Annotated in this window: 12 protein-coding genes; all 12 read left to right on the top strand. The window is 66.3% G+C overall.

Translation table 11 applies throughout. The features are described 5' to 3' along the window. The first annotated feature begins 24 nt into the window (after window positions 1-24). The 12 genes from AC50X7_RS03495 to AC50X7_RS03440 all read left to right on the top strand — a co-directional run bounded on the left by AC50X7_RS03495 (window position 25) and on the right by AC50X7_RS03440 (window position 14071). A complete protein-coding gene (locus tag AC50X7_RS03495) occupies window positions 25-1659 on the top strand; it encodes a UDP-N-acetylmuramoyl-L-alanyl-D-glutamate--2,6-diaminopimelate ligase (protein WP_494977760.1) in 1635 nt (544 codons plus the stop codon). A 6-nt stretch (window positions 1660-1665) separates the two neighbouring features. Further along, the gene (locus tag AC50X7_RS03490) at window positions 1666-3132 is read left to right on the top strand and encodes a UDP-N-acetylmuramoyl-tripeptide--D-alanyl-D-alanine ligase (protein ID WP_494977759.1); all 1467 of its coding nucleotides are present in this window, start codon (window positions 1666-1668) and stop codon (window positions 3130-3132) included. After that, window positions 3129-4238: a phospho-N-acetylmuramoyl-pentapeptide-transferase gene (gene mraY / locus AC50X7_RS03485; RefSeq protein WP_494977758.1), complete on the top strand. Its 1110-nt coding sequence runs from the start codon at window positions 3129-3131 to the stop codon at window positions 4236-4238. The genes AC50X7_RS03490 and mraY overlap by 4 nt, the downstream gene beginning before the upstream one ends. Further along, a complete protein-coding gene (gene murD, locus AC50X7_RS03480) occupies window positions 4220-5797 on the top strand; it encodes a UDP-N-acetylmuramoyl-L-alanine--D-glutamate ligase (RefSeq protein WP_494977757.1) in 1578 nt (525 codons plus the stop codon). The genes mraY and murD overlap by 19 nt, the downstream gene beginning before the upstream one ends. A 2-nt stretch (window positions 5798-5799) precedes the next feature. Continuing rightward, a complete protein-coding gene (ftsW, locus tag AC50X7_RS03475; protein ID WP_494977756.1) occupies window positions 5800-7158 on the top strand; it encodes a putative lipid II flippase FtsW in 1359 nt (452 codons plus the stop codon). 7 nt (window positions 7159-7165) lie between these two features. Continuing rightward, complete coding sequence (gene murG, locus AC50X7_RS03470; protein ID WP_494977755.1) at window positions 7166-8266, top strand: undecaprenyldiphospho-muramoylpentapeptide beta-N-acetylglucosaminyltransferase; 1101 nt, start codon at window positions 7166-7168, stop codon at window positions 8264-8266. Continuing rightward, entirely contained in the window at window positions 8263-9639 is a 1377-nt protein-coding gene (gene murC / locus AC50X7_RS03465; RefSeq protein ID WP_494977754.1) for a UDP-N-acetylmuramate--L-alanine ligase, read from the top strand. Before murG ends, murC begins: the two co-directional genes overlap by 4 nt. Beyond that, window positions 9632-10603 (top strand): cell division protein FtsQ/DivIB, encoded by a 972-nt coding sequence (locus tag AC50X7_RS03460; protein WP_494977753.1) that lies wholly within the window; start codon window positions 9632-9634, stop codon window positions 10601-10603. Before murC ends, AC50X7_RS03460 begins: the two co-directional genes overlap by 8 nt. A gap of 184 nt (window positions 10604-10787) precedes the next feature. Next, window positions 10788-12023, top strand: coding sequence for a cell division protein FtsZ (gene ftsZ / locus AC50X7_RS03455; protein WP_104045309.1), 1236 nt, complete (start codon window positions 10788-10790; stop codon window positions 12021-12023). Window positions 12024-12031: 8 nt separating this feature from the next. Further along, complete coding sequence (locus AC50X7_RS03450) at window positions 12032-12721, top strand: purine nucleoside phosphorylase YfiH/LACC1 family protein (RefSeq protein WP_494977752.1); 690 nt, start codon at window positions 12032-12034, stop codon at window positions 12719-12721. Next, window positions 12714-13451, top strand: a complete 738-nt coding sequence (locus AC50X7_RS03445) for a YggS family pyridoxal phosphate-dependent enzyme (RefSeq protein WP_494977751.1) — start codon at window positions 12714-12716, stop codon at window positions 13449-13451. Before AC50X7_RS03450 ends, AC50X7_RS03445 begins: the two co-directional genes overlap by 8 nt. Before the next feature lie 89 nt (window positions 13452-13540). Continuing rightward, window positions 13541-14071 (top strand): cell division protein SepF, encoded by a 531-nt coding sequence (locus AC50X7_RS03440; RefSeq protein ID WP_494977750.1) that lies wholly within the window; start codon window positions 13541-13543, stop codon window positions 14069-14071. The last annotated feature ends 45 nt before the right edge of the window (window positions 14072-14116 follow it).

Below are 14116 nucleotides of genomic sequence, written 5' to 3'. Positions count from 1 at the left end.
TCCACTAGCACCATCGGAGATTCCTTGTCTGACCTCAATCCGTCCGATAGCCGCGCCGTCCCGCAGGGACCTGCCGGCCAGGGCCGTTTCCGCCCGTCAACTGTTGAAGCGGTCCGGCTGGCAAGCATCGGCGACGCCATTGATGTGGCGGTTCCCGGTCCGGCGGCCGGCGTGGAAGTCACCGGAATTTCCCTGAACTCGCGTGCCGTGGAGCCGGGCGACCTTTACGTCGCCCTTCCTGGCGCAGCACGTCATGGTGCCGATTTCGTTCCGCAGGCCGTCGAAGCGGGAGCCGTGGCCGTCCTCACGGACGACGCAGGCGCCAGGCTGCTGGCGCTGTCCAACGATGTTCCGGTACCCGTGATCATCGTGGACTCACCCCGCAACGTGGTGGGGCCATTGTCCGCTTTGATCTATCAGAGCCAGCCGGGCGGCGGCCAGCCGCAGTTGTTCGGCGTGACGGGCACCAACGGAAAGACCACCACCACCTATTTCATCAACTCGCTGCTGCGGGCCCTGGGTCGGAAGACAGGGCTGATTGGCACCATCGAGATCCACGCCGGCGGGGACCCCATCCCGAGCCTTCTCACCACCCCCGAATCGACCGACGTGCACGCGCTGCTGGCGCTCATGCGGGAAAGGGGACTTGCGGCTGCCGCCATGGAGGTCTCGTCCCACGCCATCTCCTTCCAGCGGGTGGACGGAGTGCTCTTCGATGTTGTGGGCTTCACCAACCTGACCCAGGATCACCTGGACCTGCACCTCACCATGGATGATTATTTCGCCACCAAGGCGGAGCTTTTTACTCCAGACCGCGCCCGTGCGGCGGTGGTAACGGTCGACGACGAGTGGGGGCGCCGTCTTGCCGGCGCCACTCAAGTGCCGGTTACCACCCTCGCCACGTCCGCCGGAACCGCTGCCGACTGGACTGTCACGAAGACGGCCGCGCGCGGGCTTGGCACGGAATTCACCCTCAGCGGCCCGGACGGGGCCAGGCTCACCGTGCACACCGGCCTCCCCGGCAGCTTCAACGTTGCCAACGCCGCTTTGGCGGCAGTGATGGTCCTGGCGGCAGGCGTCGATGCCGGCACGCTGCAGTCCGCATTGGACGAGCACGACCCCTTCACCGTAGCGGTGCCCGGACGTATGCAGCTGGTTTCCGACGAGCCGGCAGCGGTCGTCGATTTTGCCCACAACACCGACGCGCTGGCCCGCGCCCTCGAGGCGGTACGCTCACCGCTACCCGGGTCCCGCCTCATTGTCGTTTTTGGTGCCACCGGCCAGCGTGACCAGGGAAAACGCCCCGCAATGGGCGCTATTGCCGCCCGCCTCGCCGATACCGTCATTATCAGCGATGACGACCCCCACGATGAAGACCCGGCTGCCATCCGCGCCGACGTCCTGGCCGGAGCCCGCGAAGCGAAAGAAAAGGACTCCCTCAAGTGTGAAGTCCTGGAGGTCTTCCCCCGCGCCGAAGCAATCCGCCGTGCCGTGGAGCTGGCGCGGCCGGAGGACACCATCCTCGTGGCCGGCCGGGGCCATGAGGTGTGGCAGGAGGTCAAAGGCGTCAACCTTGCCCTGGACGACAGGGTGGAGCTGCGCAGCGCCTTGACAGCCAGGGGATTCAACGTTCTCCAAGACGACCGGATAGAGTCCTAGACCGAGATGATTGCATTTACTGCGGCGGAGATCGCCGAAATCACTAACGGGCGCCTGGACGCCGATCCCGGGATCACGCCCCTTTCGGTGGTCACGGACTCACGCGAATCCACACCCGGTTCGCTCTATGTCGCAAAGCCGGGTGAGCACGCCGACGGCCACGACTACGTGGCAGCCGCCTTCGCAGCAGGCGCCACCCTGGCCCTGGTGGAGCGCCCGTTGTCCGGGCCGGACGGAACACCCTATCCCTCGGTCCTGGTTCCCGATGCGGTGCTCGCGATGGGCGCACTGGCGGCCGAAGCCGTGCGCAGGATCCGGGCAGCACGGGCCCTGGAAGGCAGCGAACTTACGGTTGTGGGGATCACGGGCTCGGCCGGAAAGACCACCACCAAAGACCTGCTCGCAGGCATCCTCGCCACCCAGGGAAACACCGTGGCCCCGCAGGGGTCCTACAACGGCGAAATCGGCGTGCCGCTCACCGTCTTCAGGGCCGGGACCGATACGCGCTACCTCGTGATAGAGATGGGTGCCACCGGAATAGGCCACATCCAGTACCTTGCCGACATGGTCAAACCTGACATCGGCGTAGTGCTCGCGGTCGGAACCGCGCACGCCGGGGAGTTCGGGGGAGTGCAGAACATTGCCCGGGCCAAGGGGGAACTGGTAGAGGCCCTCGCCCCGACGGGCACCGCCGTGGTCAACCTCGACGACGAGCGGGTGGCGGCCATGCGTGCACGCACCTCGGCGGCGGTGCTGGGTTTCTCGGCGGAAGGCCGGGGGGACGCCGCCGTGCAGGCATTGAACGCCGACACCAATGCCGCCGGCCATCCTGAATTCGACCTCCGGCTGCCGGACGGCGAAACCGGGCTGCACGTGAGCAGCCGCCTCATCGGCGCGCACCATGTTGGCAATCTGCTGGCCGCCGCCGCCGCGGCCTGGGCCGCGGGCGTACCCGGACAGGACATAGCGTCCTCCCTCAGCATGCAAACTGCCGCAAGCAGGTGGCGCATGGAGCGCACCGAGCGGCCGGACGGCGTCACCATCATCAACGACGCCTACAACGCCAACCCCGAGTCCATGCGCGCCGCGCTGCGGACGCTCGCGGACCTTGGCCGCGGCAGGCGCACCTGGGCCGTGCTGGGAGCAATGCTCGAACTCGGCGAGGACTCCATCAGGGAACATACCGCGGTCGGCACCCAGGTGGTCCGGCTCAATATCTCCAGACTGCTGGTGGTAGGCCGGGAAGCCCGCGCCCTCTACGTGTCGGCAGTGCAGGAGGGGTCCTGGGGCGACGAGTGCCTTTTCGCGGAAACAGTGGAAGAGGCCCACGAACTGCTGGATGCCGAGCTCCAGCCAGGCGACCTGGTGCTGTTCAAGTCCTCGAACAGCGTAGGGCTTCGCCACCTGGGCGATCGGATAGCATTACCCCCACAAACCCCGCAACCTGCCGATGGAAGGAGCACTCTGCCGTGATTGCACTTTTGATCGGCGCCGGCCTGGCACTCCTGTTCGCCCTTGTGGGAACCCCGCTCTTCATCCGGCTGCTGGTACGCCGCGGCTACGGCCAGTTCATCAGGGACGACGGCCCCACCTCCCACCACACCAAACGCGGCACACCCACCATGGGCGGGACAGTGGTGGTGGCGGCGGTACTGCTGAGTTACGGCCTCACCCACCTGATCATGCTGATGGTCAATCCCGGTTCTTCCGGCCCCTCCGCTTCGGCCCTCATCCTGCTGTTCCTGATGGTGGGGATGGGCCTGGTTGGATTCCTTGACGACTTCATCAAGATTTCCCGGCAGCGCAGCCTCGGCCTCAACGCCAAGGCAAAGCTGATCCTGCAGGCAGCCGTTGGCATTATCTTTGCGGTGCTCGCCCTGAATTTCCCCAACCACGCCGGGGTCACGCCTGCCTCCACCAAGATTTCGCTGGTCCGTGATTTGCCCTGGCTGGACCTTGCCTTTGGCGGAACCGTCCTCGGGGCCATCCTGTTCGTGATCTGGTCCAACCTGATTGTCACCGCCGCAACCAACGGGGTGAACCTGACCGACGGCCTTGACGGGCTCGCCGCAGGTGCCGCCGTGATGGTTTTCGGCGCGTATACGCTGATGGGAATCTGGCAGAGCAACCAGGCCTGCGGTTCACCCCGCGAGGCCGGCAGCGGGTGCTATTCGGTCCGCGATCCCCTGGACCTGGCCCTGCTGGCAGCCATCATGAGCGCCGCGCTGGTGGGCTTCCTGTGGTGGAACACCTCGCCGGCCAAGATCTTTATGGGCGACACCGGGTCCCTGGCCATTGGCGGCGCCATCGCGGGTTTCGCCATCCTGTCCCGGACCGAACTGCTGCTGGGCATCATCGGCGGCCTGTTCGTCCTGATCACCCTGTCCGTCATCATCCAGGTGGGCTACTTCAAAGCCACCGGCGGTAAGCGCGTCTTCAAGATGGCCCCGCTGCAGCACCACTTCGAGCTGCAGGGCTGGGCGGAAGTGACGGTGGTGGTCCGGTTCTGGATCCTTTGCGGGCTCTTCGTCGCCGCGGGGCTTGGCATTTTCTACGCTGAATGGGTTGTGCTGCTGTGACCGTTTCCTCCCGCCTCGACAACCTCACCAGCTGGGATTCCGACTGGTCCGGGTTGCGCGTCGCCGTTACCGGCATCGGCGTCTCCGGGTTCGCGGCGGCCGATACCCTCATCGAACTCGGTGCCCGGGTGGTCGTGGTGGACGCGGCCACGAGCGATACGGCCAGGGCCCACGCAGAGACCCTCAGGATCGTCGGTGCCGCCGATGTCCTGCTCGGCGAGGACGCAGTTGCGCGCATTCCCCGGATCGACGGCGGGCTGCCCGAACTGATCGTGACCTCACCCGGGTGGCGCCCCGACCAGGCGCTGCTGGCAGCCGCCGCGAGGGCGCACATTCCGGTGTGGGGCGACGTCGAACTCGCCTGGCGGCTTCGCGTGCGGGAAGGCCGCAAGACGGCGGACTGGCTTGCCATCACGGGAACCAACGGAAAGACCACCACCGTCGGCCTCACCGAATCAATGCTTCGGGCTGCCGGACTGAAGGCCATCGCCGTCGGCAACGTGGGCACGCCCATCCTGGATGCCCTCCGTGATCCGGTGGAATACGACGTCTTCGCCGTCGAGCTTTCCAGCTTCCAGCTCCACTGGGCACATTCCCTTTCACCTGCTGCCAGTGTCTGCCTGAACGTAGCCGAGGACCACGTGGACTGGCACGGCTCCTACGATTCCTACCTGGCGGACAAGGCCAAGGTCTACGAACAAACGCAAAAAGTCTGCATCTACAACGCCGAGCAGATTGAAACCGAGCGCATGGTGGAAAACGCAGATGTAGTGGAGGGCTGCCGCGCCGTCGGTTTCACCACGGTCACCCCGGCCATCAGCATGCTCGGCGTGGTGGAGGGGCTGCTGGTGGACCGCGCGTTCATTGCCGAACGCCAGGACAGCGCCGCGGAACTCGCTTCCATGAGCGACCTGGGCGCCCTGGCCCCGCGCCATATGGTGGCCAACGCCCTCGCCGCCGCGGGGCTCGTGCGCGCCTACGGGGTTGAGGCAAAGGCGGTGCGGCAGGGCATCCAGGACTACATCCCGGGAGACCACCGCATCCAACCGGTGGCCCGCCACAACGGGGTGCTGTGGGTCAACGACTCCAAGGCCACCAATCCACACGCCGCGGCCGCCTCACTGGCTACGTTCAGCAACGTCATCTGGATCGCCGGCGGTCTATCCAAGGGCGTCACCTACGACGACCTGGTCCGGGAGCACGTGCAACGGCTTAAGGCCGTGGTGCTCATTGGAAGCGATGCTACGGCCCTCACCGAGGCCCTCCAGCGACACGCGCCGGATGTCCCGGTGATCATCCCGGCGGCGGGTGAAACTGAAGAGGTGCAGACTGCCGCAGCGGCCGGCGCCGTCCAGTCCGGTTCTTCCGTACCCGGTGAAACGGTGATGGCCAGGGCCGTGGCGTCAGCAGCGCAGCTCGCCGCATCGGGCGACACTGTGCTGATGGCCCCGGCAGCTGCTTCCATGGATCAGTTCTCTTCCTATGCTCACCGTGGCGACACTTTCATCGAAGCTGTCCGCGAGCTGGTGGAAGGGCAGGCCCAGACCGGCGAGGAGTAACAATGGCCAGCACGCCCACTCGGCCACAGGCGGCCAGACAGCAGCCAGTAAAACAGCAGGACGGCAAGCCGCGCCCCGGCTCCTCGGCAACAGCTGCCCGGCGCCCGTCAACCGCGGCCGCCAGGCTCCGGACCATGTACCGCAGATTCTGGTCCGCGCTGGAAGGAACCGGAACCTCCCGGAACGGTTCCACGTACTACCTCATCCTGGGATCAACGCTGGCGCTGACCGCCATCGGCATCATGATGGTGCTCTCAGCCTCCAGTGTTGAGTCCATTGCCGCCGGAAAGTCGCCCTACGGCGACGCCCTGAAGCAAGGCCTGTTCGCCTCAATCGGTATTTTCACCATGTTTGTGCTGTCCCGGATCAACGTGATTTGGCTCAAGCGGCTCGCCTGGCCCGCGATCGGTGCGGCACTGGTGCTCCTGGTCCTCGTCCAGGTGGTGGGTGACGAGGTCAACGGCAACAAGAACTGGATCGACCTGGGTGGCATCACCTTCCAGCCGTCAGAGGCGTCAAAACTTGCCCTCGCGCTCTGGATGGCCACCGTCCTGGCCATGAAGGGAAAGCTGCTCAGCCGCTGGCAGCACGTCGCGGTTCCTGCCGTCCCGATGGCCATCATCATCGTTGGCCTGGTCCTGGTGGGAAACGACCTCGGAACGGCCATGATCATCATGATGATCACGGCTGCCGCACTATTCTTTGCCGGGGCACCCCTCTACCTCTTCGGTATCGCCGGACTGTTCGGAGCTGCCCTGGCCGGCCTCATGGCTGTCACCAGCTCAAACCGCATGTGCCGCATCACGTCCTGGTGGACCGGCCAGTCCTGCGCCGACGGCATCGACGCCAACTACCAGGCCACCAACGGCCTCTACGGCCTTGCCTCCGGCGGTTGGTTCGGGGTGGGCCTGGGCCAAAGCCGGCAGAAGTACAGCTGGATCCCCGAAGCCCACAACGACTTCATCTTCGCCATCATCGGCGAGGAACTCGGGTTGGTGGGCACCGTCGTCGTGCTCATCCTTTTCGCGATCCTCGGCGCAGCCATCTACCGCGTGGTGGTGGCGCAGGAGGGCATGTTCCACCGGGTCCTGGCCGGCACCATCATGGTTTGGCTGCTCGGCCAGGCCACCGTGAACATGTCCGTGGTGACAGGCCTGATGCCCGTTATCGGTGTGCCGCTGCCGTTCATTTCCTATGGCGGGTCCGCCCTGCTGATGTCGCTGTGCGCCATCGGCGTGGTGCTCTCGCTGGCGCGGGAGCAGATGGCCCCGGCCATCCGGCCGAAACGGATGCTGAAGTTCAAGTCGAAGCCGTCAAAGGCAACCGCACCCAAGAAAAAGACTGCAAGAAAGCGTGCTTAAGCCCCATATGACGTCCCAGAATCCCTCTATTGTCCTGGCGGGCGGCGGAACTGCCGGCCACATCAGCCCTCTCCTGGCCATCGCAGCTGCCGTCCGCACGGCAGCTCCCGGCGCTGCCATCCTCGCAGTCGGAACACCAGCGGGAATGGAAACCCGCCTGGTGCCCGCCGCCGGCGTTGAGCTGGCCACCATCGACCGCGTGCCCTTCCCGCGGAAGCCCTCCGTGGATCTGCTTCGCCTTCCAGGACGGCTCGGCGGCGCCGTGCGGCAGGCAGGGGCCATCCTGGACAAGGCAGGCGCGGACGTCCTGGTGGGCGTCGGCGGCTACGTGTGTACACCGATGTACCTGGCCGCACGGAAACGCGGCATCCCGATTGTGATCCACGAAGCCAACATCCGTCCCGGGCTGGCCAACAGGGTAGGCGCGATGTTCACCAAGCGTGTCGCAGTAGCCTTCGACGCCACCCCGCTGAAGGGCGCCCTGCACGTGGGCATGCCAATGCGCACCGAAATTTCAGGCCTGGACCGGGCGGCCGCGCGAACCGCGGCGCGGGAGGCACTTGGACTGGATGCAACGAAACCCACCCTGATCGTCACCGGCGGATCATCGGGCGCGCAGAGCATCAACCGCACCATCGCGGCCGCCCTCGCGCAGCTGGCCGGCGCCGGCATCCAGACCCTGCACATCACCGGCCGTGGCAAGTCCCTACTTGATGATGGCGGCAGGCCGCTGGTTGCCGAAGGCTACCGCCAGGTGGAGTACATCGACGGCATGGAACTGGCCTATGCCGCGGCCGACGTGCTGTTGGCCCGATCCGGTGCCGCCACCGTGTCTGAGATTGCGGCTGTCGGCGTGCCGGCCGTCCTGGTGCCGCTGCCCATTGGCAACGGTGAACAGGCCCTCAACGCGGCTGGACTCGTCGCCGCCGGCGGTGCCGTGCTCGTTGCGGACCGCGACTTCACCCCCGAGTGGGTAGGCAGTGAACTGGTTCCCCTCGTCACCGACCAGTCCCGCCTCGCCACCATGGCCGCCAATTCGTACCGGCTTGGTATCCGAAACGCCGACCAGCGCATGGCCGGTCTAGTCCTGGAAGCGGTATCCGCATGAGCTCCGACACCATTCCCAGCCTCGCTTCCCTGGGCAAGGTCCACTTCGTCGGCGTCGGCGGCGTGGGCATGTCCGCTGTGGCCCGGATCATGGTGGCCCGGGGCGTGCCGGTCAGCGGTTCAGATGCAAAGGACCTTCCCGTGATGGCGGACCTTGCTGCCGCCGGGGCGCGCATCGCCGTCGGATACGACGCAGCCAACCTGGCGGACGCGCAGACCGTGGTGGCAGGGACAGCCATCAGGGCGGACAACCCCGAGGTGATGGCCGCCAGGGAAGCAGGGGTGCCCGTGCTGCACCGCTCCGTTGCCTTGGCGGCAACCATGGGTGAGGACGTAGTGGTGACCGTGGCCGGGACCCATGGCAAGTCCACCACCACGTCAATGGTCGCGGTCCTGCTGCAGGGCGCCGGCCTGGACCCCTCTTTTGCCATAGGCGCCAACGTGCCTGCCCTCGGCGTCAATGCCGCGTCCGGAACGTCCCCGGTCTTTGTGGCCGAGGCAGACGAGTCCGACGGGTCCTTCCTCAACTACCGGCCCAGGATCGCCGTGGTCACCAATGTGGAGCCCGACCACCTGGACTACTACGGCACCGCCGAGGCCGTCTACGAATCCTTCGACCGTTTTACCGCCCTGCTGCCGGCTGACGGCGTGCTGATCGCCTGCGCCGACGATCCCGGTGCGCTGGCCCTTGCGGAGCGTGCCCGGGAACGCGGCAGCGCCCGCGTGGTCCTTTACGGGACGGGCGCTGAGGCGGAGCTTTTGCTGCACGACGGCGGCCCTGGGGACGTTGCGGTGTCCACGCCGTCCGGCCGCTTCCAGCTCGACCTGCAGGTGCCGGGCCGGCACAACGCCCTGAACGCGGCAGCTGCTTTTGCCGTGGCACTCGAGCTGGGCGTCGAGCCAGCCGCGGCTGCCGGCGCCCTGGCACAGTTCTCCGGGGCTTCACGGCGCTTTGAGCTGAAGGGCCAGGCTCGGGGTGTGCGGGTCTTCGACGACTACGCCCACCATCCCACGGAAGTTCGGGCAGCCCTTGCCGCCGCCCGCTCGGTGGCCGGCAACCACAAGGTGCATGTGCTTTTCCAGCCGCACCTGTTCTCACGGACCCGGGAATTTGCCCGTGAATTCGCTGAGGCACTGAACCTTGCCGATACTGCCTGGGTGCTGGACATTTACCCGGCCCGTGAAGATCCGATTCCCGGGGTCACGAGCCAGCTCATCGCGGACCACCTCGACGACGGCGGGCGGCTGGTCCAGTCCGGGGAGGCCGTGCCGGCCCTGGCCGCCGCGGCCGGCGACGGGGACATCGTCCTGACAGCCGGTGCGGGTGATGTAACGGCTTACGGGCCGCAGATCGTAGAGGCCCTCCGTGCCTAGTTCACGCCGCCCTACGTATGCGTCCACCGGAAGGCGCCCTGCCGGTGGGAACCCGGCCGGCAGGACCCCCGGCTCCGGTAACGCAGGGCGGGATACGGACAGCGGCTCCGGCGTCATCTCCGCCTCACGGCCGGTGGTTGACCAGGCTCCGCAGTCACCCAAAGAGGCAAAGGCAACCAGGTTCACGGGCCGAAACAAGGACAAACCAGCGGGATCCTCAACGGCATCGGAAAGCCGGGCCGGCAATGTCCTGGCGTTTCCCGAGCCCAAGGGCAAACGGCGGAAGCGGAATGTACTGGCCGCGGCCGCCACCCTGGTTGCTTTGGTGGCCGCGCTGCTGGCCGCCGCTGTGTTCTCCCCGGTCCTTGCGGTGGACACGATCTCGGTTTCCGGGACGCGCCTGCTGACTCCTGCGCAGGTGCAGACCGCGCTTGAACCCCTGCACGGCAAGCCCCTGCCACAGATCACGGACGAGGAGGTAGGGCGCCTCCTTGAGCCCCTGGTCCAGGTCAAGTCCGTCTCGGCCGAGGCACGTCCGCCGTCGGGCCTGGCCGTGGCGGTGCGTGAACGCGTGCCGGTGGCGCTGGTCAAGCAGGGGGAGCGGTACCAGCTGGTGGACGTGGAGGGCATTCAGCTGGCCGCTACGGCGGATCCGGCGTCGGTTTCGTTGCCGGTCATTGACGGCGGCGCCGGTACCATCGGCAAGGAGCTCTTCCGTGCCACCGCGGAGGTGCTGGGTGCGCTGCCGGCGGATGTGCTCGCCAAGCTGTCCAACGCGTCCGCCCAGTCAGTGGACGCGGTGGAACTGAAACTCGTGGACGGCCAGACCATCATCTGGGGCAACGCGGGGGAGAAGGAACTCAAGGCCAAAGTACTCGCCGCGCTCCTCAAGGTTCCGGCGGATCCCCAAAACCCGGTTAAGGTGTACGACGTGAGTGTGCCCCGGCATCCGGTGACCCGCTGACATGCTTTCTTTCCGGTATTAATCCGACACGCGGAGCCGGTCATTGAATGTGTGAACCAGAGGAAATACCGTCACAGACATGAGTTACTTGACATAACTATAACCTTCAAGTCGAAGGTTAGGGTTGCAGGCACTAAGCTCTTCATCAGATTTCGCAAAAAGACACGAACAAGGGACACGTAACGTGGCAGCTCCGCAGAATTACTTGGCCGTCATCAAAGTCGTCGGCATCGGCGGCGGTGGCGTGAACGCAGTCAACCGCATGATCGAGGTCGGCCTCCGGGGTGTTGAATTCATCGCCATCAACACGGACGCCCAGGCCCTGCTGATGAGCGACGCCGACGTCAAGCTTGACGTGGGACGGGAACTGACCCGCGGCCTCGGCGCAGGCGCGAACCCCGAGGTGGGCAAGCAGGCTGCCGAGGACCACGCCGACGAGATCGAGGAGGTGCTCCGCGGCGCTGACATGGTCTTCGTTACCGCCGGCGAAGGCGGCGGCACCGGCACCGGCGGCGCTCCCGTCGTCGCCCGCATTGCCCGCTCCCTTGGTGCCCTGACCATCGGCGTGGTGACCCGCCCGTTCACGTTCGAAGGCCGCCGCCGCGCGGGGTCCGCTGAGGCCGGCATCGACGCCCTCCGCGACGAAGTGGACACCCTGATCGTTATCCCCAACGACCGCCTCCTCTCCATCAGCGACCGCAACGTCTCCGTCCTGGACGCCTTCCGCTCCGCTGACCAGGTGCTGCTCTCGGGTGTCCAGGGCATCACTGACCTCATCACCACTCCGGGCCTGATCAACCTTGACTTCGCGGACGTCAAGTCCGTTATGCAGGGCGCCGGTTCCGCCCTGATGGGCATCGGCTCGGCCCGGGGCGAAGACCGCGCCGTCAAGGCCGCTGAGCTCGCCATCGCCTCACCGCTGCTGGAAGCTTCGATTGACGGAGCCCATGGTGTGCTCCTGTCCATCCAGGGTGGTTCGGACCTCGGCCTGTTTGAGATCAATGAAGCCGCACGCCTGGTTCAGGAAGTGGCGCACCCGGAAGCAAACATCATCTTCGGTGCCGTTATCGACGACGCACTCGGCGACGAAGCCCGCGTGACGGTCATCGCTGCAGGGTTCGACGACGTCAAGGCCACTTCGCCGTCCATGGACCAGTCCCAGCCGCAGGTTGCACCGCAGCGGCCGGCCGCGCCTGTTGCCCCGGCGCCCGCCCAGGCGCCTTCCGCGGGAAACCACTCCCACAACGTCCAGCCAGTCCATGCCGGCGTGGGTGCAGCCGGGCTCAGCAACTGGGGACAGCAGCGTCCCTCCGCTGTCCCCGCTGACTCAGGCTTCGACGTCGACCTCCCTTCCGTTGTGGAGCCGGACCTTTCCGGCAGCCACTCGGATGACCTGGATGTCCCCGACTTCCTGAAGTAGGCGCAGGATTGTTCCACTGGCGTGCCGAAATCCGGCCTGGAGTGTCCGTCGCCTTTACTGACGCTGCCGCCGGAAACCTGGCGCTGCACGTGGGCGACGACCCCGTGGAAGTGGGCCGGCGCCGCGCGGATCTGGAACGGACCATCGGCGTCGCTCCGCAGGGCCTGCGGTTCATGAACCAGGTTCACGGCACCACCGTGGCGGTTATGGACCAGGGCACTGCGGCGCCCGAAGCCGATGCCATGGTCTCCCTAGGCTTTCCGCTGGCAGTGATGGTTGCTGACTGCATTCCCGTCCTGCTGGCAGGGGATTCGGCGGAAGGGCCGGTCCTGGCAGCCGTGCACGCTGGCCGGCCCGGACTTGCCGGCGGCGTCATTCCAGCCGCAGTGGGGACCATGGAGTCCCTCGGGGCCTCTGGCATCCGCGCCTGGCTTGGGCCGTCCATCTGCGGGAACTGCTACGAGGTGCCCGCCGCGATGCAGGCCGAGGTAGCAGCCGCTGTGCCCGCCGCGCGGAGTACCACCACCAGGGGCACCCCCGGACTGGACCTGCCCGCCGGTGCCCGCAGCCAGCTGGAGCGCTTGGGCATCAGCGTGGAGTACTGCGGACCCTGCACCCTTGAAACTGAGTCGCTCTTTTCATACCGGCGGAACAACAACACCGGGCGATTCGCAGGTGTGGTGTGGTGCCATGACTGACGCCGGAGCAGCCGGCGACCCGCGCTCCGAGGAGCTGAGAGGCCGGCTCGACGCCGTCCAGCGCCGCATCACGGCGGCGGCAACCGCGGCAGGCCGGGCAGGCAATCTACCGACTTTGATCGTGGTCACCAAGTTCCACCCGGCCGAGGACATTAAACGCCTTGCCGTCCTGGGTGTTACGGACGTTGGCGAAAACCGCGACCAGGAAGCGGCCGCCAAAGCGGAACAACTGGCGGAGTGCGGACTTGCGTGGCACTTCGTGGGCCAGCTGCAGACCAAAAAGGCGAAGTCCGTGGTCCGCTACGCCGCGGCTGTGCACTCAGTTGACCGGCCGCAGCTCGTGGATGCCCTGGCCAAAGCGGCCCAGGCCCAGCAGGACACCACCGGACGGGCGCCGCTGGAGTGCTTCATCCAGGTCAGCCTGGAGGACGACGCCGGAACCCACCGCGGTGGTGCCGCCCCCAACGAGGTGGGGATGCTTGCAGAACGGATAGCAACAGCCGGGAGCCTGAAGCTTGCGGGCGTGATGGCAGTGGCCCCCCTTGGCGCCCCGCCCGGGCCGGCCTTCGAAAAACTTGCCGCCGTGTCTGCCGCACTTGTGGCGCAGCATCCCGCGGCCACCGGCATCTCGGCAGGCATGAGCCAGGACCTGGAAGCGGCCATCCTGTTCGGGGCGACACACCTGCGCATCGGTTCCGATATTCTCGGATCGCGTCCCCCCGTGGGGTAGCGTCGGTGCTATTGGAAGTGATGGGCGGGGGACTCCAGTGCTGTCAAGTCATTGGGCGGCCCGCTTACGGACACGATTAGGAGTCGACCATGGCCGGCGCTCTGCGCAAGACAATGATCTATCTTGGGCTCGCCGACGGCGATGAACACTACGAGTCCGAGCAACAGACCACACGTAAGGATGAGGACGAAACGATGGAAGCTGACCGCGAGGAGCGCCGTGCACCTGCACCCGTCCGCGAGGTCAGCCGCGAAACGTCCTACACCCCCGAAGAGGAATACCGCGCCCCAGTGACACCCATCAAGCGCGCGGCCTCGAGCCGCGAGGAGACCAGCGGTCTCCGCCAGATCACCACTATCCATCCGCGCTCCTACAACGATGCCAAGCTGATCGGCGAAAGCTTCCGTGACGGAATCCCGGTCATCATGAACGTGACGGACATGGGCGAGTCGGATGCCAAGCGCCTCGTGGACTTCTCCGCAGGCCTGGTCTTTGGGTTGCGCGGGAGCATAGAACGGGTGACCAACAAGGTGTTCCTGCTCTCGCCGTCGTATGTCGAAGTCATCGGCGATGACAAAAAAGCCAGCGAGACCCAAGCCAGCTTCTTTAATCAAAGCTGACCGAATATTCTGACGCGATGCCAGGCAGGGACACACCTGCCTGGC

This window comes from Pseudarthrobacter sp. Hb11 (assembly GCF_059383655.1).
Note: the sequence above shows the minus strand (reverse complement) of the source record. Positions and strands in the feature narration are given on the sequence as shown.